Genomic DNA, 22902 nt, shown 5'->3' with positions numbered 1-22902 from the left:
CGGTGCCGCGGTCGCACGGACGGCAGGGCCGGGCGGGCGGGACCGGCGGAGCCGTCGGCCCGTGCGCGGGCCGCCCGACACGGCCGCCCGTCACGCCGGCGGGGCGGGGCGCCGGCGGCGGTGGGCCGCCCGCCCCCCCGGTGGTCACATCGCCAGGTGCGGCGGGATGTGCGTCACCTCCTCGATCTCGCCTCCCGCCTTCCTCATCAGGTTCCGGGACAGTTCGTTGAGCGCGCGGGCCGCGGCGATCTCCTCGCCCACCCGCTGCTGTTCGGTGTCGTCGGGGTGGCGCTTGGCGTGACCGTGGGCGCGCATCTCGGTGCCGTCCGGCAACCGCACCATGCAGGCCGCTCTCGTCCTGCCCGCCTCCTCGGCGAACTCGATCTCGACGTGCCAGCCGACGATCGTCTGCATCGAAGTCACCTCCTGCGCCTCACGCGTACTCCTCCAGCGTGCACCCGTGGACGGGCACCCGCAGGTCAGCGCCTGCCGCCGCCCCGCCGGGCCAGGACCAGGGCTCCCGCGCCCGCGGCGAGCAGAGCCGCGGCGCCGCCCGCGACGTACGGGGTGGTCGGGCTGCCGCCCGTCTCGGCGAGGTCGGGGGTCTCCGGCCGGTCGCCCGTCTGGGGCTTGACGTCGGGCCGGGGCAGCGGGGCGAGGGGCGTCCGGCAGGTCGCCTCGGCGAGGGTCACCGTGCCCGTGACCTCCGCGACGTTCAGTTTCAGCGGGTTCACCGACACCCGCAGGGCGAGCGCGGTGGCGGCGGCGGTGCGGGAGGTGGTGTGCGTCTTCGACAGGTCGAGCCTCACCTCGCCCACCCCCGGCACGTCGACCCTGGTCGTGCCGCTCGCCGCCGGCGTCACCCGCTTGCCGAGGACGGTGACCCGGCCGAGCAGCCGGGAGGTGGCGACCGGCCGCTTGCCCGCCTCGCAGACCGCCCGGGAGGTGACCTTCTCGACCTCGATCAGGGACAGCAGCGGCAGCCCGGGTACGTGCACCCGGGCGTTGACGAGGTTGGTGTGCCCCTCCGCGGCCCGCTCGTCCGCGGTGGCCTTCGCGGTGGCCACGTCCGCGCGCAGGACGCTGACCGGCTTGCCCCGTTCGGCCCCGTCCAGTGTCACGGTCAGCGCGGTCCTCTCCGCGCTCGCCGGGGCCCGCACCTCGTTGAGCGCGGTCCGGAGCGGTACGCGTACGCCCTTGTCGAGCAGGGAGACGTCCAGGCCGGTACGGAGGACGGCCGCGCCCGCGCGTCCCCCGCCCGCACCGTCGGTGGCGTGCGCGGCCGGCGCCGCGGGGCCGGCGGTGAGGGCCGCGACGGCCATGGCGGCGGCGGCGGCGCGGCGGCATACGGGCATGCGGAAGGTGTTGCTGTTCACGGTGGTGGAACCCCCACGGGAGACAGGGGCCGCCGAAACCGCCCACGGGGACACGTGTGCGGCGGCGGCCTGGAACACCGGAATCCTCGCGCGGCGGGAGTGAATCGTCAGCCCGGCGAGGGGAGTTCACCCCAACGGGGAGTTTTGGTGCGCGCTTTCGAATCAACAGGCACGCGCGTTCCCGGGCTTCACCCGGACCCCCGGGATTGATTCTCGGACAGCCGTGGCTTAAGTTAGGGCAGCCTAACCTAAAGAGATCGGGACAAGAGTGAGCATCGAGGTCTACCGGGACACCTGGGGCATCCCGCATCTCCGCGCCGCCGACGCGCACGCACTCGCCTTCGCCCAGGGCCGCACCACCGCCCTGGACCGGGCGTGGCAACTGGAGGTCGAGCGGCACCGCGTCCAGGGCACCACGGCCGCCTTCCTCGGCGCCGACGCCGTCGAGTGGGACCTCTTCGCCCGCCGCGCCCGCCTGGCCGACACCGCGCGGCGCTGCTTCGACGCGCTGGACGCCCCGACCCGTACCTGGGTCACGGCGTACGTGGACGGCGTCAACGCCGGGCTCCCGGAAGGGGCGGGCCGGACGCCCGAGTTCGCCGCCACCGCGCTCGCTCCCGGGCACTGGGAGCCCTGGACACCCCTGGGCGTCTGGCTGTCGACCCACATCCTCTTCGCGGGCTTCCCGACCAAGCTGTGGCGCGACGAGGTCGCCCGCCGGCTCGGCGAGGAGTCCGTCGAGCTGTTCGCCACGGACGGCCCCGCCACCTCCGGCAGCAACGGCTGGCTGGTCACCGGTGAGCGCACCGCCAGCGGCGCGGCCATCGTGGCGGGCGACCCGCACCGGTTCATCGAGGCACCCGGGGTGTACCAGCAGATCCGGCTGGCCTGCCCCGAGTACGACGTGGTGGGGCTGGCCGTGCCCGGCGTGCCCGGCCTGGCGCACTTCGGGCACACCGGCGGCGTCGCCTGGGCCATCACCAACGCCATGGCCGACTACCAGGACCTCTACCGCGAGCGGCTGCGGCGCACCGCCGACGGCGCGGTGGAGGCCCTCGGTCCCGAGGGCTGGCGGCCCGCACCCGCCCACACCGAGACCCTCGAGGTCAAGGACGCCGGCCCGGTCACCGTCGAGGTGATCGAGACCGAACGCGGCCCGGTGATCGTCCCGGAGGGCGCGGAAGGTCCCGTCAGCCTGCGCTACCCGCCCCGCGTCACCGGCGAGCTCGGCTTCACCGCCCTGCCCGCCCTCCTCGCCGCCCGGACCGTGGCCGACGTGGACCGGGCCTTCGACCACTGGGTGGAGCCCGTCAACGTCGTCCAGGCCGCCGACACCCGCGGCGGCACCCTGCACCGGGTGGCCGGGTACGTGCCGGTGCGCCACCGCGACAACCAGCTGCGGGTCGTGCCCGCCTGGGAGCCCGGCCACGAGTGGCGGGGCCACCACGACCCGCTGCCCAGGCGGCCGGTCGACGGCGTCGCGGTCATGGCGAACCAGCGCGGACCGGCCGCGCCCCTCGGCGTCGAGTTCGCGCCACCGCACCGCGCGGTCCGGATCGCCGGACTGCTGGCCGAGCCGAAGCGGTGGACCGCCGCGGACATGGCGGCCGTCCACACCGACACCCTGCTCGCCTCCGCCCGGCCCCTGCTGGCCCTGGTGGCCGAGGCACCCGACCTCACCGCCGGGGCCCGGGAACTGCGTGACCGGCTGCTGCGCTGGGACCGGCACATGGCGGCCGGCAGCGCGGACGCGGCGGCGTTCGCCGCCGTACGGGGAGCGGTCGTGCGCCGCCTCGCCGGTCACCCGGCCCTGCGCGTGCTGGCCCAGCCGCCCGCCTACCCCGCCCTGTTCCAGCCCTGGCTGGCCCTGGCCCCGCGCATCGCCTACGCCCTGGAGTCCCTGCTGACCGGCGGGCCCGTGCCGCCGGCCGACCGGGCGGCGACGGTGCGCGCCGCCCTGGAGGAAGTGGCCGCGGCCGGCGCCCCCCGGTCCTGGGGCGCCACCCACCGCCTCGCCCCCTGGGCGGCGCTGCCGGCGGACGACGACGCCGCCTGGCCCGGCCTGGACGGCGACCACGACTGCGTACTGTCCACGTCCAGCGTCCCCGGCGTCACCGACCGCAGCGCCCGCGGCCCGGCCGCCCGCTACGTGTGGGACCTGGCCCGGCGCGAGGACAGCCTGTGGGTGGTCCCGCTCGGCGCCTCCGGCATCCCCGGCGACCCGCACGAACGCGACCAGCTCCCCCTCTGGGCGCGGGGCGGGCTCGTCCCCGTCGTCACCGACTGGAAGCAACTCACCGAGGAGTCCCGTGACCACCACTGAAGCCGTGTACGAGCAGGCCGTCGACGGGTTCGGCACCCTGCGCCTCGCCCGGGTCGACCCCGCCCGCGACGCCGCGCTGCTGCACTCCTGGGTCAGCGAGGAGCGGGCGCGCTTCTGGGGCATGCGCGAGACGACCGTGGACGACGTCCGCGAGGTCTACGCCCACCTCGACTCGCTCACCACGCACCACGCGTTCCTGGCGTACCGGGACGGCGAGCCGGTCGCGCTCTTCCAGACCTACGAGCCGGGGGCCGACCGGGTCAGCGAGTGCTACGACGCCCAGCCCGGCGACATCGGCGTCCACCTGCTGATCGCCCCGGCCGGCGCGCCCGAGCGCGGGTTCTCGGCGCGCCTGGTGAAGGGGCTCACGGCGTTCGCCCTCCAGGACCACCGGCGGATCGTGGCCGAGCCGGACGCCGCGAACGACAAGGCGATCGCGCTGCTGGTGCGCGCCGGTTTCGAGCCGGGACCCGAGGTGGTCCTGCCGGAGATCGTGCTGCCGGAGGTCCACCTCGCCGAGAAGCGCGCCCGGTTGCTGTTCCTCAGCCGATGACACGGCCGTTGAGGATCACCCGCCGGGGTGCCGCCAGTACCCGGACGTCGGCGCGCGGGTCCTCGTCGTAGACGACGATGTCGGCCGGGGCGCCCTCCTCCAGGGCCGGGCGCCCCAGCCACTGGCGCGCGCCCCACGACGTGGCAGACAGGGCCCGCAGCGGCGGGATGCCGGCCTTGACGAGCTCGGCGACCTCGGCGGCGACCAGGCCGTGCGCCAGGGAGCCGCCCGCGTCGGTACCGACGTAGACGGGGATGCCCGCGTCGTAGGCGGCCCGGACGGTGTCGTAGCGGCGCGCGTGCAGCCGGCGCATGTGCGCGGCCCAGCGCGGGAACTTGCCCTCTCCCCCGGCCGCCAGCCCGGGGAACGTCCCGATGTTGACCAGCGTCGGCACGATCGCCACCCCCCGGTCGGCGAACAACGGGATCGTGTCCTCGGTCAGACCGGTCGCGTGCTCGACGCAGTCGATACCCGCCTCGACCAGGTCGCGCAGCGACTCCTCGGCGAAGCAGTGCGCGGTCACCCGCGCGCCCAGCCGGTGCGCCTCGGCTATGGCGGCCTCCACCTCGGCCCGCGGCCAGCAGGCCGTCAGATCGCCGGCCTCGCGGTCGATCCAGTCACCGACCAGCTTGACCCAGCCGTCGCCGCGCCGCGCCTCCCGGCCGACGTACGCGACCAGGTCGGCCGGCTCGATCTCGTGGGCGTAGTTGCGGATGTAGCGCCGGGTGCGGGCGATGTGCCGGCCCGCCCGGATGATCTTGGGCAGGTCCTCGCGGTCGTCGATCCACCGGGTGTCGGCCGCCGAGCCCGCGTCACGGATCAGCAGCGTGCCCGCGTCCCGGTCGGTGAGGGCCTGCTTCTCGCTGGTGGCCGCGTCGACGGCGCCGTGCTTGTCGAGACCGACATGGCAGTGCGCGTCGACCAGACCGGGCAGTGCCCAGCCCCGTACCGTCCTGACGTCCTGGGCACGCGCCGGCCGGTCGTGGCTGATCCGCCCGTCCACGACCCACAGCTCGTCCCGGACGTCCTCCGGGCCGACGAGCACCCGCCCCTTCACATGCAGCACCACGTGATCGCTCATTCCAGCACTGTACGAGGGCGTCGGTACCCTCGGCGGAGCAGTCCGTACGGAATATGAACAGACCAGAAGAGAGCCCGCCGTGACACACCCCCTCCTCGACCTGGCCCCGCTGACCGCCGCGCACTTCGCGGCCATCGAGCGGCGGGTGGCCGCGCTGCTGTCCACCGAGCAGGACGTGGTGATCACGCAGGGCGAGGCGCTGCTGCCTCTGGAGGGCTGCGTCCGCGGCGGCGCGCGACCCGGTTCGACCGCGCTGAACGTGATCACCGGGCCGTACGGGCACACCTTCGGCGGCTGGCTGCGGGACTGCGGCGCACACGTCGTGGACCTCGAGGTGCCCTTCCACACGGCCGTCACCGCCGGGCAGATCGCCGGCGCGCTGGAGCGTCACCCGGAGATCGACTTCGTCTCCCTGGTGCACGCCGAGGCGGCGACCGGCAACACCAACCCGGTCGCGGAGATCGGCGAGGTGGTACGTGCGCACGGCGCGCTGTTCATGCTGGACGCCGTGGCGTCGGTGGGCGCCGAGCCGCTGCTGCCGGACGCCTGGGGCGTGGACCTGTGTGTGATCGGCGCGCAGAAGGCGATGGGCGGCCCCGCCGGGGTCTCGGCGGTGTCGGTGAGCGAACGGGCGTGGGAGCGGTTCGCGGCCAACCCGCGCGCGCCCCGCCGTTCCTACCTGTCGCTGCTGGACTGGAAGGAGCGCTGGATCGACGGCGGGCGCAAGGCGCTGCTGCACGCGCCCGCGCAGCTGGAGATGCTGGCGCTGGAGGCCTGCCTGGAGCGGATCGAGGCGGAGGGCCTGGACGCGCTGATGGCCCGGCACGCCTCGGCCGCCGCGGCCACCCGGGCGGGCGCTTCGGCGCTGGGCGGCGGCCTGGAGCCGTATGTGTACGAGGCCGGGGACGCCGCCCCGGTGGCGACGACGCTGCGCGTCCCGGCCGGGGTGGACGCCGCCGAGCTGGTGGCCCGGGCGCTGGCGGCCGACCCGTCGCTGCCGCTGATCGCGGGCGGTGGGGCGCTGGCCCGGGAGATGGTCCGGGTGAACCACTACGGCGTGGACGCCACCTTGGGCGCGGTCCACTCGTGTCTGGCCGCGCTGGGCGCCGCCCTGGGCGAGACGGGCGCGGCGGTCGACCTGGAGGGCGCCCGCCGGGCGGCGACGGAGGCGTGGCACTAGGGGGTGTCTCGTCGATCGGGCCGGATCGGGGAGCGGCGTCCGGTGGCGTGGATCGCACGGCGGAGGAGGGAGGCACCGCGGAGCATGGGCGACCGACGGCAACAGCGCGGCGAGGCGCGGGACCAGGTGACGCGGGCCCGGCGAGATCGGTGGGACGCCCCCTGGGCCACGGGGAGCCCGCCGGGTGGGCGGGTGGACGGAGCGGTGCTGACCGGGGCCGGGCCCACCGGGTGACCGGTCCCGCCCGGTGACCGGGCCCACCGGCCGGTGACCGGGCCGGGCGCCCGCCACGGACACCGGCCACCCGGTGGCGCGCGGGCCGCCGGGGGCCGCGTACCCGCTCGGACGTCGCCCGGTGGTGCCGTGACCGGGCCCACCGGCCGGTGACCGGCTACGCCGGCGCTCAGCGCGGTCCCACGGCGACCGGGCCCGCGGGCCGGACCGGGGCCGGCCGGGTCACCGCCCGGGTGGTGGACAGGGCGTCGAACAGGGCCTGGACCGGCGCGCTCAGCGGGGCCGGCGGGGTGGCCAGGGAGACGGGGACGGTCACGCCCGGCAGTACGCGGAAGACGACCCGGTCGACCGGCGGGAGGCCGCCCACCGGGTGGAACACCGTCCAGGACGGCTCCGCGGCGGCCGCCAGCTCGGTGAGCGTGTCCCGGAGCGTGGTGAACGGCGGCCCCGGCGTCCACTCCGGGACCGCGGCGGTGACCAGGTCGTGGAGGGCCGGGTTGGCGGCGCGCGGTGCCAGCCGGAGCGGCAGGCGGGCCAGCAGGTCCAGCGTCGGCGGTTCGTCGCCGGCGAGGCCCAGGGCGGGCGCGTGGGACGCGGGCAGTGCGGCGATCAGCGGATCGGACCACAGCGGGTGCAGGGCCACACCGTCGGCCCGGTCCAGGGCGCGCACCAGGGCGGCGTCGAAGGTGCCGGACCGGACGGCCGCCAGCCGGGCCTCCTGCGGTGCCCGCTCCAGGCGCACGCGCAGCCCGGGGCGGCCGGCGGCGAGGGTGCCGAGGGCCCGGTACACGCGGTCGGCGAACGCCCGGGTGGTCCCGAGCCGGATCAGGCCCTCGGTGCCGGCGGCGATGCCGGCGGCGGTCCGCCGGACCCGCCCGGCGGCGGCGAGCGCGGCGCGCGCCTCGGGCAGCAGCCGCTCACCGGCGGCGGTGAGCCGCACGTGGCGGACGGAACGCTCGAAGAGCCGCAGCCCCAACTCCCCCTCCAGGCCGGCGATCCGCCGGCCGACCGAGGCCCGGGTGAGGCGCAGCCGCTCGGCGGCCCGGTCGAATCCGAGCTCCTCGGCGACGGCGACGAAACACTCCAGCTGACGCAGCTCCACCCTGGCCCCCATCCATCACCGTTGATGATCACTGTGCTGGTCAACCGCTCCGTGGTGACGACTTCTTCCCGCGCTGTAGTTGTTCCCGGCGGGCGCACACCGCCGAAACCCGGCGGGACACACACATACGGAGGGAAGGCCGGAACGACTCATCCGGTGGCAGGGGGCGGGCGCGGCGAGGACGGCCCGGCCGCGGTCGGCACGGGCCCGGCCGAGGGCCCGGCCGCCGGTGACGGCGCCCGGCGGGCAACGCGCGGCGGCAGCGCGGCCAGGCCCGGCCCCCGGGCGGTTCGCCCGTCGGCCGCGCATGGCCCGCCGCTTCCCCAGGAACAGGAATTCCGTATGGCGCCCCGAATAACTAAAGAATTGTCCCGAGGATGGCTTCCCGCATTCTCCTGCCCCGTTTCCCGCTCCCCAAACACCAGGGCCCGATGGGGCCGCGACGCGGAATTCAGCCGCGCCCCGCAGCGCTCATCACAGGTGTGATCGACTCCACATGGCACCCGATATAGGGGCGTATATACGGGCAATACCCTCCACTCCCTGCCGCCCGGGCGGCAGCACACGCCCGCGCAAATAACACATCGACGGCGCTCACCCAACCCCTTCCCCCGATGCAATTTCAGAAATTGCTGGGTAAATTCAGTCCGCATGACCGCCGCACACCCAGACCTCGCAGGTGCCCGAAACGAATTCCACCGAGCGGCCCCGCAGGCCATCGGTATCGACACCCCACGAGTGGAGGACGGAGCCGCGATCTGGCGTATCGCCCGTGACTCCGAGGTCCTCGACCTCAACTCCTCGTACAGCTACCTGCTGTGGTGCCGGGACTTCGCCGCCACCTCCCTGGTGGCGCGCGGCGCCGACGGTGAGCCGATCGCCTTCGTCACCGGATACGTCCGCCCGCAGCGCCCGGAGACCCTCGTGGTCTGGCAGGTCGCCGTCGACCGGGCCCACCGCGGCCGCGGGCTGGCCGGAGTGCTGCTGGACGCGCTGACCGCACGCGTGCGCGGCCAGGGCGTCCACACCGTCGAGACGACCGTCACTCCGGACAACACCGCCTCCGACCGGCTGTTCACCTCGTACGCGGAGCGCCGCGGCGCGGCCCTGGAGCGGGAGGTCCTCTTCGACGGGGACCTCTTCCCGGAGGGGACGCACCAGCCGGAGGTGCTGTACCGCATCGGCCCGATCGCCGCCTGATCCGCGCCGCACGTCCTTCACCCCCACTCGCCCGACGAGGAGACCCGCCGTGACCATCACCCCGCCCGCCCTGAGCGTCTTCGAGACCCTGGAGTCGGAGGTGCGCAGCTACTGCCGTGGCTGGCCCGCCGTCTTCGACCGCGCCCAGGGCGCCCGCCTGACCGACGAGGACGGTCACTCCTATCTGGACTTCTTCGCCGGTGCCGGTTCGCTGAACTACGGCCACAACAACCCGGTGCTGAAACGGGCGCTGATCGACTACATCGAGCGCGACGGGATCACCCATGGCCTGGACATGGCCACCACCGCCAAGCGGGCGTTCCTGGAGACGTTCCAGAACGTGGTGCTGCGGCCGCGCGACCTGCCCTACAAGGTGATGTTCCCCGGCCCGACCGGCACCAACGCGGTGGAGTCGGCGCTGAAACTGGCCCGCAAGGTGAAGGGGCGCGAGTCGATCGTGTCGTTCACCAACGCCTTCCACGGCATGTCGTTGGGTTCGCTGGCGGTCACCGGCAACGCCTTCAAGCGCGCGGGCGCGGGCGTCCCCCTGGTGCACGGCACGCCGATGCCGTTCGACAACTACCTCGACGGCCGGGTTCCGGACTTCCTGTGGTTCGAGCGGCTGCTGGAGGACCAGGGCTCGGGGCTGAACAAGCCGGCCGCGGTGATCGTCGAGACGGTCCAGGGCGAGGGCGGTATCAACGTGGCCCGCCCGGAGTGGCTGCGGGCGCTGGCCGACCTGTGCCACCGCCGCGACATGCTGCTGATCGTGGACGACATCCAGATGGGCTGCGGGCGCACCGGTGCCTTCTTCTCCTTCGAGGAGGCGGGCGTCACCCCGGACATCGTCACCCTGTCCAAGTCGATCAGCGGCTACGGACTGCCGATGTCGCTGTGCCTGTTCAAGCCGGAGCTGGACGTGTGGGAGCCGGGCGAGCACAACGGCACCTTCCGGGGCAACAACCCCGCCTTCGTCACCGCCGCCGCCGCGCTGGACACCTACTGGGCCGACGGCCAGATGGAGAAGCAGACCATCGTCCGCGGTGAGCAGGTCGAGCAGGCCCTGCTGGCCATCTGCGACGAGAACTCCGCCCACGGAGCCCACTACCGGGGCCGCGGCCTGGTCTGGGGCCTGCAGTTCGCCGACAAGGCCCGCGCCACCGAGATCTGCCGCCGCGCCTTCGAACTCGGGCTGCTGCTGGAGACGTCCGGTCCGCGGAGCGAGGTGGTCAAGCTGCTGCCGCCGCTGACCGTCACCCCCGACGAACTGGACGAGGGGCTGCGCACACTGGCCCGCGCCGTCGCCGAGACCGCCTGAGACCCCTGGCAGGAAAGGAACGCCACCGCATGATCGTCCGATCGCTGAAGGACATCGAGAACACCGACCGCCATGTGAGGGCCGCTTCGGGCACCTGGGAGAGCAAGCGCATCGTGCTCGCCAAGGAGAAGGTCGGCTTCTCGCTGCACGAGACCGTGCTGTACGCCGGGACGGAGACGTCGATGTGGTACGCGAACCACATCGAGGCCGTGCTGTGCGTGGCGGGCGAGGCCGAGCTGACCGACCACGGGACCGGTGAGACCCACTGGATCGAGCCCGGCACGATGTACCTGCTCGACGGCCATGAGCGGCACACCCTGCGCCCCAGGACCGACTTCCGCTGTGTGTGCGTCTTCAACCCGCCGGTCACCGGACGGGAGGACCACGACGAGAACGGTGTCTACCCGCTGCTGACGGAGGAGGACTGAGGCATGGCCGTGACCGGGGCCGCCCACCCGGCCGCGGCCCCGGCCCACCGGGACCTGTACCCGACGCGCGGCGCGTCGGAAGTGCTGACGCCCCGCCGGACCCGGTCGTCCGGGGACCGGTGTCCCCCGCCCTGGAGTCGTACGAGCGGGACGGCGTCCTCACCGACGGGGACCTCCTCGCCGACGACGAGGTGGCCGTCCACCGCGCCGAGCTGGAGCGGCTGATCGCCGACCCGGCGGTCCGGGCCGACGAGCGCCCGATCATCGAGCCGAAGTCCCAGGCCGTACGGTCGGTGTTCGAGGTCCACCGGATCAGCGAGGTCTTCGCGAACGGAGAACGCGGCGGTGGAGCCGTTCGCGGCGCCGGCGCGGCGGCCGGAGTTCATCGGGGCGCGGGACTTCACCCCACCGCGTCCACGGGGTCCCGGACCGCGCCGGCCCGGCTGCTGGGCCAGGTCGAGGCGGACCTGTGCCGGGAGGTGGCGGGCCGCCTCGGCGTTCCGGCCGGCCGGTCTCAGCGGCCGGCGGGGCCCGAGGAGAGCACGTCCAGCGCCCGGTCCACGTCGGCCACCGAGTTGTAGAGGTGGAAGGCGACCCGGAGATTGCCCGCCCGGGCGGCGGTGACGACGCCCGCCTCCAGCAACTCCCCCTCCCGCCCGCCGAGCCCCGGCACCGCGACCACGGCCGAGTCGCCCGGCACCGGCTCGTGGCCCAGGGCGGCCACCCCGGCCCGGAAGCGGGCGGCGAGCGCCGTGTCGTGGGCGTGGATCGCCTCGACGCCGACCTCCTCGATCACCGCCAGCGAGCGCTCGGCACCGTGGTAGGCGAGGAAGGCGGGCGGCTCGTCGTAGCGGCGCGCGGCGGCGGCGAAGGAGCGCACGGCCCCGTAGGGGGCGCCGTTCAGGTCCTCGGCCGCGATCCAGCCCGCGTGCAGCGGCGGCAGTGACTCCTGGGCCTCCTCGGTGACCGTGAGGAAGGACGTCCCGCGCGGCGAGCACAGGTACTTGTAGCCGCCCGCCACCGTGTAGTCGTACCCCCCCGCGTCCAGCGGCAGCCAGCCCACCGCCTGGGTGGTGTCCACCAGGAGCCGGGCGCCGTGCCCGGCCGCCGCCTCCCGTACCGCCGCCAGGTCGGCGACCCGGCCGTCCGCGGACTGCACGGCGGAGACGGCGACCAGCGCGGTGCCGGGCCGCACCGCCCCGGCCAGCTCCTCCAGCGGGGCGTACCGCGTCGTGAGGTGGCCGCGGGCCGCGAAGGGTGTGAGCAGCGAGCTGAAGTCGCCCTCGGCGAGCAGCACTTCGGCACCGGCCGGCAGCGAGCCCGCGATCAGCCCGGCATGGACCGCGACCGACCCGCCGACGGCCACCCGGTCCGGTCCCACCCCGGCGATCCGCGCGTACCGGGCGCGTGCGGCGGCCACCACCTCCAGGCTCCCGACCCCGCCGGGACGGCCCTGGGCGTTCCACTCGGCCAGCTCCTTGACGGCGGTGACGGCCCGGCGCGGCAGCAGCCCACAGGTGGCGGTGTTCAGGTACGTCTGCGCAGGCGCGAACTCGGCCCCGGCGAGGGAAGTCTCCATGGCCCCACCCTCCGCCGCGCCCGAGCACGCGTCAATCGGGCATGGTCGCGCGGCACCTTCCGGCATTCCCGCCAGGAAACCGGAAGGCCCGTCCGGCGGTGCCGGACGGGCCCTCCTGTGGCGCGGGGCCGGTGGTGCGTCAGTCGCGCTGGGCGCCGGTGGGCAGCGAGCGCAGCTCCATGGTGCGAGCCGTGGTCGATCCGAAGCCGAAGTCGAGCAGCTTGGCCGCGTCGTTGAAGCGGTCGGGCGCGTTCAGCACGACACCGACGTACGTCGTGGTGCCACGGGTGGCCGCGAAGACGAGGCACGGACCGGCGGTCGTACCGGTGCCGGTCTTGATGCCGTTGGCGCCGCTGTAGGAGCCGAGCAGCTTGTTGGTGTTGTACCAGGTGTACGTGCGGGTGGCGCCCGTGCTGGTGGTGGCGGCGGCCTGGTACGACGTCACCTTGACGACGTCGCGGAAGACGGCGCTGCTGAAGGCGTGCCGGGCCATCTTCGCCAGGTCGGCCGGGGAGGTGTAGTTGTTCCCCGCCGCCGAGATGCCGTCGAACGAGTCGTACTTCGTGTTCTTCAGCCCGAGCTGGGTGGCCTTGGCGTTCATCTTGCCGATGAACGACGCGGTACGGGCGGCGGTCGTGGTGCCGGTGCCGAAGGTGTCGGCGAGGGCGTAGGCCGCGTCGCAGCCGGAGGGCAGCATCAGGCCGGACAGCAGCTGGCGGACGGTCAGCTTGTCGCCGGTGCGCAGGTCGGCGGTGCTGCCGCCGTTGCGGACGACGTAGTCGCGGTACTCCTGCTTGATGGTGACCTTGCGGTTGAGGTCGACACCCGGGGTGGTGAGGACCACGATGGCGGTGGTGATCTTCGTGGTGCTGGCCATCTGGCGGCGGGTGTCGTTCGCCTTGCCGTAGATCGCCTTGCCCGTCGCCTGGTCCACCATGAAGCCGCCCTTGGCGCTGATGGACGGGATCGGCACGGCCGCCTGTGCGGGGGCGGCGAGGGGCGACGCGGTGAGCAGGAGTCCGCTGGTGAGTACGACCGTGGCCGCTCTGCGCACGCCTGTGTGGGTGGATATCAAGAAAACGCTCCGAGTTCGCGATGCGTTGGATCGGGGTGCCATGGAAGAGCACCCCGATACGAGACTCATGAGAGGGCCGCATGGATGTACGACTCGCGTCGGAAATCGGCGGCACTCCGATCACGCCGACGACGACGCCCGGAAGCCGTCCGGCGGTTGCGGGGCGGACGGAACCGGCCCGCCGGACCCGTGGCCGGCCCGGGTCCGTGACCGGCCCGGGACCGTGACCGGCCGGGTCAGTGTTCCGGGCGCCCGTCCACCCGGCGCGGCAGGCCCAGCGGGTTGCCGTCGCGCAGCTCCGGCGGGAGCAGGGCCTCGGGCACCGACTGGTAGGCGACCGGGCGCAGCCAGCGCTCGACGGCGGTGGTGCCGACCGAGGTGGAGGTGGAGGTGGTGGCCGGGTAGGGGCCGCCGTGGTGCTGGGCGGGCGCGACGGCGACTCCGGTGGGCCAGCCGTCGACCAGTACCCGCCCCGCCAGGGCGGTCAGCTCGGCGAGGACCGCCGCCCCGTCGCCCGCCCCCCGCGCCTCGCCGGAGGACAGGTGGACGGTGGCCGTCAGGTTCCCGGGCAGCCGGCGCAGTACGGCGGTGGCCTCGTCCGGCCCCTCGTAGCGGGCCACCACGGTGACCGGGCCGAAGCACTCCTCCAGGAGCGGTTCGTACCCGCCTCCGGCGATCAGCCGGGTGGCCGGGACGGTCAGGAAGCCGGCCCGCACGGCGTGTTCGCCCGCCGGGCCCGGGGCGACCGGGGCGTCGACGTCCGGCAGCGCCGCGCGCTCGGCGGTGCCCGCGAGGAAGGCGTCCCGCATCCGGTGGTCCAGGAGGTGCCCGGGACCGGTGGCCTCCAGTGCCCCGGCGAGCGCGGCGACGAGCTCGTCACCGGCCGCCCCGGCGGGCACGAGCACCAGGCCCGGCTTGACGCAGAACTGGCCGACGCCCAGCGTCATGGAGCCGGCGAGTCCGGCGCCGATCCGCCCGGCGCGTTCCACCGCGGCCGCCTCGGTGACCAGGACCGGGTTGAGGGAGCCGAGTTCGCCGTGGAAGGGGATGGGGACCGGGCGGGCGGCAGCCGCGTCGAAGAGCGCCCGGCCGCCCCGCACCGAGCCGGTGAACCCGGCCGCGGCCACCAGCGGGTGGCGGACCAGCTCCACACCCGCCGAGAAGCCGTGCACCAGGCCCACCACCGCTTCGGGCAGGCCGTGCGCGGCGGCGGCCCGGCGCAGCACCCCGGCGGCCAGTTCGGAGGTGGCGGGGTGGTCGGGATGGGCCTTGACGACGACCGGGCAGCCGGCGGCGAGCGCGCTGGCGGTGTCGCCGCCGGGCACCGAGAAGGCGAGGGGGAAGTTGGAGGCGGCGTAGACGGCGACGACGCCGAGCGGGATCTTGTAGCGGCGCAGGTCCGGGACGGGCGGGGTGGCCGTGTCGTCGGGGTGGTCGATGATCACGTCGAGGAAGGCGCCCTCGTCGACGGTGTCGGCGAAGGACCGCAACTGGTGGCAGGTGCGGGCCAGTTCACCGGTGAGACGGCCCGCGCCGAGGGCGGTCTCGGCGTCCGCCGTCCCGACGAGCCGGTCCCCGGCGCCGTCCAGGAACTCGGCCGCGGTGCGCAGGAAGGCGGCGCGGACCGCGCGGTCGGCCAGCGCGCCGCGGGCGGCGTGCGCGGCCCGCACCGCGCTGTCCACGTCCTCGGCCGTGGCCTCGCTCGCCACCGGCTCGCGCCGCTCCCCGGTCCGGGGGTCGACGCTCCAGACCCGCCCCGCTGCCACCACGATGTCCTCCCCGGTCCGCCGGCGCCGTCCCGGCCGCTCGGTGGGCGCGGCGTTCCCGGCGACGGGCACGCCGGGAACTCTATGGACGGCCGGGGCCGGGTCACAAGACCACCGGGGGACGGGTCTCCGCCGAGCGGCGGAGGCGGTTCGTCAGCCGGAGGGAGGCGCCCGGCCGGCACGGGCGGCAGCGTGGGGGCATGAACCCGACACCGCTGGGCGCCACGCGCGGCGCGCTGCGCGCCCTTGTGCTCGTCGCCTGCGTCCCCTACCTCTCGCTCAAGACCGCCTGGCTGGCCGGCAGCCGGATCGGCATCCCGGACGGCAGCGTGCTGCTGGAGCACCGGGGCGTGATCGCCGCCGCCAATGGTCTGACCCTGCTGATGGACGCCTGTGTCGTGGTGCTGGCCCTGCTGCTGACGCAGCGCTGGGGCCTGCGGTTCGGGGCGTGGCCGCTCGCCTTCCCGATGTGGGTGGCGACCGGCCTGCTGGCCCCCGTCGTGGCCGGTTTCCCGGCCCAGCTGGCGGCCGGGTTCCTCGGTGGGGGACGAGGTGAGCCCTTCCTGGACGGGTGGGTCTTCGGGGTGGTCTACAGCGGTTTCCTCGTCCAGGGGCTGGCCCTGGGGGCGCTGTTCGTGCTGTACGCCAGGGACCGCTGGGGTCACCTGTGGGCGGGCGGAGCCCGGGTGGGTGGGGGGACGCGGATCGTCGCGGTGACCGCGTCGGTGCTGCTGGCGGGGCCCGTGGCGGCGCACTTGGCGCGGCTGGCCGGCCGGCTCGCCGCAGATCCGGCGAGCGGGCGGCGCACCGGCGGCTTCCCCGTCCTGGAGTCGGTGCAGGTGCTCTTCGCCGCCGCCGCCGTGGCGGGGGTGCTGACACTGGTGCTGCGCCGGGACCGGACGGCGCCGGTGCGGCTGCCGCTGGCCCTCGCCTGGGTCGGGTCGGGCGCGGTGGCCTGCTGGGGTGGCTGGCTGACTCTCACGTCCCTGCTGCCCCGGGACGGCGTCGCCCAGGGGGCGACGGAGCCGATGACCCTGGCCTACGCTGGCGAGATGATCGCGGGGGCGCTGCTGGCGTGCTGCGTGGCTGCCTTTCTGCGGCGGCGCGCGGCGGAACCGGCGTACGAGGGGCGGGGAAGCGGCGCGGGCGGGACCAGCCCGGCCGGAACCGGCGTGAGCCGGGCGTGAGGACGGTCCTCGGCACGCTGCTGGGCCGCCGGGCCCGGTTGCGGTGGGTGCACCTGGTCCTGGGCGGCGCGCTGCTGATGCCGTACTGGCTGCTGGCCGGCCTGTTCGTCGGGCCGCTGGCGGGCGCGCGCGGGAGCGTGTTCGCCGCCTCGCCGGCCGTGACGTTCGGGGCGTACGGGGCCGCCCTGCCGCTCGCCGCCGTCAGCGCGCTGTTCCCGGCGGCCCGGCCGATGTCGGTGGCGGCCGCCCGGACGCTGTGCGGGGTGCCGGCGCGGCGGCTCGCCGACGGCCCGGCCCGGTCGCGGGCGGCCAGGGTGCGGACCGCCGGCTGGTTCACCCTGCACGTGGGGCTGGGCGGGCTGGTCAGCGGGGCGAGCCTCGCCCTGCCGCCGTTCGCGCTCGCGCTGATGGTGCTGCCGTTCTCGGCGGCGGTGCGCGAGGCGCTGCTCCGCGCGTACCCGCCGCTGGACCGGCCGTGGGTGGCGTACGCCGGGCCGCCGGCCGGCCTGCTGTGCCTGCTCGCCCTCGCCGCGGCGGCGGCCGGGGCGGGGGCGCTGCTGGCCCGGCGGGCGCCGGTGCTGCTCGGGCCGACACCGGCGGACCGGCTGGCCGCGGCCGAGCGGCGGGCCGCCGACCTGGCCGTCCGCAACCGCCTGGCCCGGGAGCTGCACGACTCGGTCGGTCACGCGCTGAGCGCCGTGACGCTCCAGGCGGGCGCGGCCCGCAGGGTGCTGGACAGCGACGTGGAGTTCGTCCGGGAGGCGCTGGCGGCGATCGAGGAGGCCACCCGCCGCTCGGTGGGTGAACTCGACTCGGTGCTGGGCCTGTTGCGCGCTGGCGAGGACGGCGCGGAACTGCCGGGCCCGGGGCTGGAGGCGCTGGACGGCCTGCTGTCCGGCACCGGCCTGGCGGTGTCGCTGAGCGTGCCGGACGGCGGACTCGCCGGCATACCGCGACCGGTGTCGCGGGAGGCGTACCGGATCGTCCAGGAAGGGCTGACCAACGCCGCCCGGCACGCCGGGGAATCGCCGCTGTCGGTGCGCATCGCCCGGCACGGGGGCGAATGGGAGATCACCATGGAGAACCCGCTGCCCGCCGGGCCGCCGGTGGCCCGGCCCGGTGGTGGCCGCGGCCTGCGCGGCGTCGCCGAACGGGCCCGGCTGCTGGGCGGCACGGCCGAGGCCGGCCCGGTGGACGGGGTCTGGCGGCTGACCGCCCGTCTGCCGCTGGCGGGCGGTGCCCGATGAGGAGCGCGCCGGTGCGGCTGGTGGTCGCCGACGACGAGCGGATGGTGCGCACCGCGCTGCGGGTGATCCTGGACGCCGAGCCGGACCTGGAGGTGGTCGGTGAGGCGTCGGACGGCGCGGAGGCGGTGTCCGTGGTGCGCGAGCTGCGACCCGACGTGGTGCTCATGGATGTGCGGATGCCCGGGATCGACGGCATCCGCGCCACCGAGCGGGTCCTCGCGTCGGTGGAGCGGCCGCCGCGGATCGTGGTGGTGACGACCTTCGAGAACGACAGCCATGTGTACGACGCGCTGCGCGCGGGCGCCGCCGGCTTCCTGCTGAAGCGCGCGGCGGCGGAGGACCTGGTGGACGCGGTACGGCTGGTCGCGCGCAGCGACTCGCTGTTGTTCCCGGCGGCCCTGCGCGGCCTGGCCGCGGCGTACGGGCCCCCGGGGCCCGGGGCGCGGGCGCCGTGGGTGGCGCGGCTGACCGAGCGGGAGGCCGAGGTGCTGCGGCTGATGGCGACCGGCCTGACGAACGCGGAGATCGCCGCACGGCTGCGGGTCGGCGCGGCGACGGCCAAGACCCATGTGGCGGCGGTGCTGGCGAAGACGGGCGCCCGGGACCGCACCCAGGCGGTGATCGCGGCGTACGAGTCCGGCTTCATCACCCCGGACCCGTCCCGGTGGGCGCCGCCGCCGGGATGAACGTTCCCTGAGAAACCGGTCGCACCGGGAACGGCTCCGGGTGTCCCGCTCGTCCTGGGTACGGGATGAACACGACGATCAGAAGAGCGGCGGTCTTCACCTTCCTGCTGGTGCTCGCGCTGCTGGTGCGGGCCACTTGGCTGCAGGTGTACGAGGCCCGGGCCCTCGCGGACGACAAGCACAACCGGCGGAACGTCATGGAGCGGTACGCCGGCCCGCTCGGTGACATCGTCGTGGCCGGTTCGCCGGTCACCGGGTCGAAGCCGACGACCGGGGGCGACCTGCGGTACAAGCGCACGTACCCCCAGGGGGAGCTGTACGCGGCGGTGACCGGCTTCCGTTCCCAGGCTTACGGGGCCACCCAGCTGGAGGGTGTCCACTCCGGGGTGCTCGACGGCACCGACCCCCGGCTGAGGAACCCGGCGGACGCCCTCACCGGCAAGCGGACCGAGCCGGGTGACGTCCTGACGACGATCGACCCGGCGGTGCAGAAGGCCGGGTTCGGGGCACTGGGCGGCAAGAAGGGGGCGGCCGTCGCGATCGACCCGGGCAGCGGCCGGATCCTGGGGATGGTCAGCACCCCCTCCTACGATCCCTCGGTGATCGCCGGGACGGGTGACGGCGCGGCGTGGCGGAAGCTCAGCGCCGACGAGGACAAGCCCCTGACGAACCGGGCGATCCGGCAGCCGGTGGCCCCCGGCTCGACGTTCAAGCTGGTCGTCGCGGCGGCTGCCCTGGAGAACGGGCTGTACGGCTCGGTCGACGAGCAGACCCGCAGCCCCGATCCGTACACCCTGCCCGGCACGGTCACCCCCCTGAGGAACGAGAACGCCGCGGCTCCCTGCGAGAACGCCTCTCTGCGCACCGCGCTGCGGTACTCCTGCAACAACGTCTTCGGGAAGCTGGCCGTCGACCTGGGCCAGGACAAGGTCAGGGCGATGGCGGAGAAGTTCGGCTTCAACGACGACCGGCTGGACGTGCCGGTACGGGCCTACGCGAGCGTCTACCCGACGAAGATGGACAAGGCGCAGACCGGCCTGTCGGGCATCGGGCAGTTCGATGTGACCGCCACACCGCTGCAGATGGCCATGGTGTCGGCCGCCATCGCCCATGACGGGGTCATGGTGTCCCCCCATATGGTCGCCCAGGTCGTGGACGCCGACGGCGACCCGCTGGAGACGTACGAGGAGCCGGGTTCCCGCCGGGTGGTGTCCTCGTCCACCGCCGAGCAGCTGCGCAGCGCGATGGTCACGGTGGTGGAGAAGGGCACCGGCACCAACGCCAGGGTCGACGGCGCCGAGGTGGGCGGCAAGACCGGTACGGCGCAGCGGGGCGTGGGCAACAGCGAAAAGCCGTACGCCTGGTTCACGTCCTACGCCAAGGACACCTCGACCGGCGAGGAGGTGGCCGTGGCCGTGTTCGTGGAGGACTCGGAGGCGGCGCGCGCCGAGGTGAGCGGCAACGGCCTGGCGGCGCCGGTCGCCCGGAAGATGATGGCCGCTGCGCTGACGTAGGACCCGGTGGCCGGGCGGGAGGGGCGGCACGGTATGCAGGATCGTTCCCTGCCCCTGCCCCTGCTACGCGGAGGACTGCCGTGCGGCCGATCCGCCCCCGTTCCCTCTCCGGCTGGACCATGGCGGTGTTCGGCGTACTCGCCACCGCGCTCGGCGTGGTGGGCCTGGTCTCGCCGGAGGCCCTGCTCGTGGTCATGGGTCTGGAGCCCGTACCGGACGCCCGCCGGGTGGCGGGCGACCACACTCCGGTGTTCCTGACCGCCTCCTCCATGGCGGCGGTCAACATGGGTGTCTACTACCTGTTGGCGGCCCTGGCGGACTGGCGGGCCTTCTTCCGCTGGACCGTCCCCTTCCGCCTGCTGACCTGCGCGGTGTTCACCGGTGCCGTCCTCACCGGCCGTGCCCCGGCCGGCTTCCTCGGCGTGGGCGTGTGGGAGGGCCTGGGCGCGGTGGCGACGGGGGCGGCGCTGTGGTGGGAGCGGAGCCGGCCCCACCGGGCCGCGGCGCACCCGGCACGGCCCGGCTCCGGGCGGCCGGAAACGGCGCGGCGGGACGCGTCGGCCTGACGCGTCCCGCCGCACACGGCCCGGTGGGCGACCGCACGGCCGCCCGCCGGAAACCGGCTCCCGGCCGCCGGGGCCCGGTCCGGGCGCCCGCGAGCCGGGGACCGGCTCATTCGCAGCTGGCGATGGTGCTCCGGGCGCGCTCGGGCGAGGCGTGCACCACCTTGCACTCGTCGATGTCCAGGCCGCCGTCGACCACGCCCCAGCCGGGTCCGGCCGACAGCACGGTGTTGTCCGTGCCCCTGAGGACGTCGCGGCCCGGACCGCCCTGGATCTCGCCACCGGCCTCCGGCCCGACGGCCTTGGCCTCGATGAGGTCGTTCTCCGAGCCGCCGAGCACCCGGCCGCCGAAGTCGACGGTCCCGGTACGGATACGGTCCACCCCGTCGTTGCCGAACACCTGACCGCCGCCCCTGGCGTGCTCCCCCGGGGTGCCGTGGATGCTGCCGACGGTGATCCGGTCGTCGCCCATGTCGCCGTACACGGTGGCGCCGTTGTCGCTCGTGCCGCGCACGGTGGCGACGATGAGGACGTCGTCCCCGGCGTTGCCCCGGACGGAGGCCGACCCCCGGCGCGGGAACAGGTGGCTGGTCTGGATGGTGTCCTTGCCGTCACCACCGAGCACCTGGGAGTCGACGATGAGGCCCTTCACACGGATGTTGTCGTTGCCTCCGCCGCCCCAGACGGTGACGTTCTCGATGTCGTTCTCGCACTCGATCGTGTCGTTGCGGCTGGTGCCGCGCACGTGCTCACCGGGGGCGACGGCGACGCCGTTGACCGTGCACTGGTGGCTGGGCATCGCGCTTCGCTCCAGGGCCACGGCGTGACCGGCGACGGCCGTCAGCGAGGTGGCGATGATCGACGTGGCGAACAGACCGTGCGCGGCGGCACGGGTCATACGGGAAGTTGCGCGCATCTGGGTCTCCTGTGAGAGCTCCTACCGACGATGCTCTTGCTTGCCCGATGGGCGGACGCCCCCACTGGCTTCTGACACATCGTCACCCGCCCGACCCGCTAAGTATGCTTTTCAACCGGCCGGGTGGGGGGATTTTTCACTGTTTCGCCCGTTTGGGGCGCTTTGGCGAGGGGTGGCGTCACGGGCCGGGGGCGCAGGGAACACATGGCCGTGGCTGTCCACCATGAGAGAAGAGGCCAATGGGATGACGGACACATCGACGGCCCAGACGCCGTCCGCGCGCTTCTGGGCGCTCGAGGACCTGCGCGGCCTGGAGTTCGACCCGCTCCTCGCCGAGCTGCTGCGGGACGAGCCGGTGGCGCGCATCCGGCTGCCCCACGGGGACGGGGACGCCTGGCTGGTGACCCGGTACGACCACGTCAGAATGGTGACGTCGGACGTCCGCTTCAGCCGCAGCGCGCTGGTCCACCGGGAGACGACGGCGACCAGGATGACCGGTCACACCGTCGCCTCGCACGCGGGCCTCAACTACACCGACCCACCGCACCACACCCGCCTGCGCAAGATCGTCGCCAAGGTCTTCACCGCCCAGAACATGAAGCGGCTGCGGCCCATGGCCCAGGCGACCGCGGACCGGCTGCTCGACGAGGTGGAGCGGCACGGGCCCCCGGCGGACCTCATGGCCCTGTTCCACGGGCCGTTCCCGCTGGCGGTGGTGAGCGACCTGATCGGCGTACCCGAGGAGGACCGGCCCAAGCTGGCCGCGTGGCCCGACATGGTCCTGTCGGCCGGTCCCGGCCCGGAGCGCAGCCGGGAGATCAAGGCGCAGCTGACGGCGTACATCATCGACCTGCTGGAGCGGCGCCGGCGCGAGCCCCGCGAGGACCTGGCGACCGTGCTCGCCGACGCGATGAGCCGGGGCGAGATGAACCAGGAGGAGGCGGTCTCGGTCACCACCGCCATCCAGGTGAGCGGCGCCCACGCGGTCCGCAACAACAGCGCGAACATGGTCTACGCGCTGCTCACCCGCCCCGGTCACCTGGCCCGGCTGCGGGCCGAACCCGACCTGCTCCCGCAGGCGGTCGACGAGCTGCTGCGCTTCATCCCGCACCGCAACGGCGTCGGGCTGCCGCGCGTCGCGGTGGAGGACGTCGAGGTGGGCGGGGTGCTGATCCGGGCCGGCGAGGTGGTGTACGCCTCGTACCTCACGGCCAACTGGGACCCGCGGATGTTCGACAACCCGGACACCGTCGACTTCGACCGCACGGGCATCGCGCACATGGCCTTCGGCCACGGGGTGCACCACTGCATCGGCGCCTCCCTGGCCCGGATGGAGTCGGAGGTGATGCTCGCCAGCCTCCTGGGCCGCTTCCCCGAGCTGCGCCTCGCGGTGCCGGAGGAGGAGATGGTGTGGCAGCGCAAGGGGCTCATCCGGGGTCCGCAGAGCCTGCCGGTCGCCTGGTGAGGGGTGAGGCGCGGGGGGGGGGGGGGGCCCCCCCCCGGGGGGGGCCGGCCAACAGGGGCCCCGGCGGGGGGGGGGGCGCACCCCCCCCCAGGGGCAGCCCCACAGGCCC

The 22902-nt window shown here is 74.7% G+C and carries 20 protein-coding genes and 1 pseudogene; 13 read left to right on the top strand and 8 right to left on the bottom strand.

The annotated features are described in order from the left end of the window. Positions 1-144: 144 nt before the first annotated feature. Positions 145-414: a DUF1876 domain-containing protein gene (locus tag AB0H53_RS22755; protein WP_362116211.1), complete on the bottom strand. Its 270-nt coding sequence runs from the start codon at positions 412-414 to the stop codon at positions 145-147. Between the two features lie 65 nt (positions 415-479). Further along, complete coding sequence (locus tag AB0H53_RS22750) at positions 480-1376, bottom strand: SCO1860 family LAETG-anchored protein (protein ID WP_362116208.1); 897 nt, start codon at positions 1374-1376, stop codon at positions 480-482. A gap of 268 nt (positions 1377-1644) precedes the next feature. On the opposite strand from AB0H53_RS22750, the gene AB0H53_RS22745 reads away from it, so the two are divergent. Together AB0H53_RS22745 and AB0H53_RS22740 are read left to right on the top strand one after the other, a co-directional pair. Beyond that, positions 1645-3699, top strand: a complete 2055-nt coding sequence (locus AB0H53_RS22745; RefSeq protein WP_362116205.1) for a penicillin acylase family protein — start codon at positions 1645-1647, stop codon at positions 3697-3699. After that, on the top strand, positions 3686-4252 hold the full coding sequence (locus AB0H53_RS22740; RefSeq protein WP_362116202.1) for a GNAT family N-acetyltransferase: 567 nt from the start codon (positions 3686-3688) through the stop codon (positions 4250-4252). Before AB0H53_RS22745 ends, AB0H53_RS22740 begins: the two co-directional genes overlap by 14 nt. Here AB0H53_RS22740 and AB0H53_RS22735 read toward each other — a convergent pair. Then, positions 4242-5333 carry an amidohydrolase family protein gene (locus AB0H53_RS22735; RefSeq protein ID WP_362116199.1) on the bottom strand — a complete coding sequence of 364 codons (1092 nt, stop codon included), beginning with the start codon at positions 5331-5333 and terminating at the stop codon, positions 4242-4244. The genes AB0H53_RS22740 and AB0H53_RS22735 overlap by 11 nt on opposite strands. Before the next feature lie 79 nt (positions 5334-5412). On the opposite strand from AB0H53_RS22735, the gene AB0H53_RS22730 reads away from it, so the two are divergent. Continuing rightward, positions 5413-6513, top strand: a complete 1101-nt coding sequence (locus tag AB0H53_RS22730) for an aminotransferase class V-fold PLP-dependent enzyme (protein WP_362116196.1) — start codon at positions 5413-5415, stop codon at positions 6511-6513. 403 nt (positions 6514-6916) lie between these two features. On the opposite strand, the gene AB0H53_RS22725 is transcribed toward AB0H53_RS22730, so the two are convergent. Further along, positions 6917-7849 carry a LysR family transcriptional regulator gene (locus AB0H53_RS22725; protein ID WP_362116193.1) on the bottom strand — a complete coding sequence of 311 codons (933 nt, stop codon included), beginning with the start codon at positions 7847-7849 and terminating at the stop codon, positions 6917-6919. 651 nt (positions 7850-8500) lie between these two features. Between AB0H53_RS22725 and ectA the strand changes: the two genes are divergently transcribed. The 4 genes and pseudogenes from ectA to AB0H53_RS22705 all read left to right on the top strand — a co-directional run. After that, a complete protein-coding gene (ectA, locus tag AB0H53_RS22720; RefSeq protein WP_362116190.1) occupies positions 8501-9049 on the top strand; it encodes a diaminobutyrate acetyltransferase in 549 nt (182 codons plus the stop codon). A gap of 49 nt (positions 9050-9098) precedes the next feature. Beyond that, positions 9099-10367, top strand: coding sequence for a diaminobutyrate--2-oxoglutarate transaminase (ectB, locus tag AB0H53_RS22715; protein WP_362116187.1), 1269 nt, complete (start codon positions 9099-9101; stop codon positions 10365-10367). A 29-nt stretch (positions 10368-10396) separates the two neighbouring features. After that, positions 10397-10795 (top strand): ectoine synthase, encoded by a 399-nt coding sequence (locus AB0H53_RS22710; RefSeq protein ID WP_362116184.1) that lies wholly within the window; start codon positions 10397-10399, stop codon positions 10793-10795. 3 nt (positions 10796-10798) lie between these two features. Then, a pseudogene (locus AB0H53_RS22705) lies at positions 10799-11124 on the top strand (ectoine hydroxylase); the annotation flags it as partial. A gap of 185 nt (positions 11125-11309) precedes the next feature. Here AB0H53_RS22705 and AB0H53_RS22700 read toward each other — a convergent pair. The 3 genes from AB0H53_RS22700 to AB0H53_RS22690 all read right to left on the bottom strand — a co-directional run bounded on the left by AB0H53_RS22700 (position 11310) and on the right by AB0H53_RS22690 (position 15215). After that, complete coding sequence (locus tag AB0H53_RS22700; RefSeq protein WP_362116181.1) at positions 11310-12374, bottom strand: aminotransferase class V-fold PLP-dependent enzyme; 1065 nt, start codon at positions 12372-12374, stop codon at positions 11310-11312. 139 nt (positions 12375-12513) lie between these two features. After that, complete coding sequence (locus AB0H53_RS22695; protein ID WP_362116178.1) at positions 12514-13428, bottom strand: serine hydrolase; 915 nt, start codon at positions 13426-13428, stop codon at positions 12514-12516. 257 nt (positions 13429-13685) lie between these two features. After that, positions 13686-15215: an aldehyde dehydrogenase (NADP(+)) gene (locus AB0H53_RS22690; RefSeq protein WP_362116389.1), complete on the bottom strand. Its 1530-nt coding sequence runs from the start codon at positions 15213-15215 to the stop codon at positions 13686-13688. 200 nt (positions 15216-15415) lie between these two features. On the opposite strand from AB0H53_RS22690, the gene AB0H53_RS22685 reads away from it, so the two are divergent. From AB0H53_RS22685 to AB0H53_RS22665, 5 genes are all read left to right on the top strand, one after another. Beyond that, positions 15416-16402 carry a hypothetical protein gene (locus AB0H53_RS22685; protein ID WP_362116175.1) on the top strand — a complete coding sequence of 329 codons (987 nt, stop codon included), beginning with the start codon at positions 15416-15418 and terminating at the stop codon, positions 16400-16402. Then, on the top strand, positions 16399-17649 hold the full coding sequence (locus AB0H53_RS22680; RefSeq protein WP_362116172.1) for a histidine kinase: 1251 nt from the start codon (positions 16399-16401) through the stop codon (positions 17647-17649). Before AB0H53_RS22685 ends, AB0H53_RS22680 begins: the two co-directional genes overlap by 4 nt. Beyond that, positions 17646-18335 (top strand): response regulator transcription factor, encoded by a 690-nt coding sequence (locus AB0H53_RS22675; RefSeq protein ID WP_362116169.1) that lies wholly within the window; start codon positions 17646-17648, stop codon positions 18333-18335. Before AB0H53_RS22680 ends, AB0H53_RS22675 begins: the two co-directional genes overlap by 4 nt. A gap of 65 nt (positions 18336-18400) precedes the next feature. Further along, positions 18401-19849, top strand: a complete 1449-nt coding sequence (locus AB0H53_RS22670) for a penicillin-binding transpeptidase domain-containing protein (protein ID WP_362116166.1) — start codon at positions 18401-18403, stop codon at positions 19847-19849. 119 nt (positions 19850-19968) lie between these two features. Then, complete coding sequence (locus tag AB0H53_RS22665) at positions 19969-20415, top strand: hypothetical protein (RefSeq protein WP_362116386.1); 447 nt, start codon at positions 19969-19971, stop codon at positions 20413-20415. Positions 20416-20521: 106 nt separating this feature from the next. Here AB0H53_RS22665 and AB0H53_RS22660 read toward each other — a convergent pair whose 3' ends face one another. Next, entirely contained in the window at positions 20522-21328 is an 807-nt protein-coding gene (locus AB0H53_RS22660) for a hypothetical protein (RefSeq protein ID WP_362116163.1), read from the bottom strand. A 244-nt stretch (positions 21329-21572) separates the two neighbouring features. On the opposite strand from AB0H53_RS22660, the gene AB0H53_RS22655 reads away from it, so the two are divergent. Further along, positions 21573-22793, top strand: coding sequence for a cytochrome P450 (locus AB0H53_RS22655; RefSeq protein WP_362116160.1), 1221 nt, complete (start codon positions 21573-21575; stop codon positions 22791-22793). Positions 22794-22902: the final 109 nt, after the last annotated feature.

This window comes from Streptomyces sp. NPDC050856, assembly GCF_040653855.1.
Lineage (GTDB): Bacteria > Actinomycetota > Actinomycetes > Streptomycetales > Streptomycetaceae > Streptomyces.
The sequence above is the reverse complement of the archived record's forward strand: the minus strand, read 5'-3'. Positions and strand labels throughout refer to the sequence as shown.

Coding starts and splice junctions, on each gene's coding strand:
- AB0H53_RS22755 (WP_362116211.1), bottom strand. CDS start 414: ATGCAGACGATCGTCGGCTGGCACGTCGAGATCGAGTTCGCCGAGGAG.
- AB0H53_RS22735 (WP_362116199.1), bottom strand. CDS start 5,333: ATGAGCGATCACGTGGTGCTGCATGTGAAGGGGCGGGTGCTCGTCGGC.
- ectA (WP_362116190.1), top strand. CDS start 8,501: ATGACCGCCGCACACCCAGACCTCGCAGGTGCCCGAAACGAATTCCAC.
- AB0H53_RS22710 (WP_362116184.1), top strand. CDS start 10,397: ATGATCGTCCGATCGCTGAAGGACATCGAGAACACCGACCGCCATGTG.
- AB0H53_RS22700 (WP_362116181.1), bottom strand. CDS start 12,374: ATGGAGACTTCCCTCGCCGGGGCCGAGTTCGCGCCTGCGCAGACGTAC.
- AB0H53_RS22685 (WP_362116175.1), top strand. CDS start 15,416: ATGAACCCGACACCGCTGGGCGCCACGCGCGGCGCGCTGCGCGCCCTT.
- AB0H53_RS22675 (WP_362116169.1), top strand. CDS start 17,646: ATGAGGAGCGCGCCGGTGCGGCTGGTGGTCGCCGACGACGAGCGGATG.
- AB0H53_RS22670 (WP_362116166.1), top strand. CDS start 18,401: ATGAACACGACGATCAGAAGAGCGGCGGTCTTCACCTTCCTGCTGGTG.
- AB0H53_RS22665 (WP_362116386.1), top strand. CDS start 19,969: ATGGCGGTGTTCGGCGTACTCGCCACCGCGCTCGGCGTGGTGGGCCTG.
- AB0H53_RS22660 (WP_362116163.1), bottom strand. CDS start 21,328: ATGCGCGCAACTTCCCGTATGACCCGTGCCGCCGCGCACGGTCTGTTC.
- AB0H53_RS22655 (WP_362116160.1), top strand. CDS start 21,573: ATGACGGACACATCGACGGCCCAGACGCCGTCCGCGCGCTTCTGGGCG.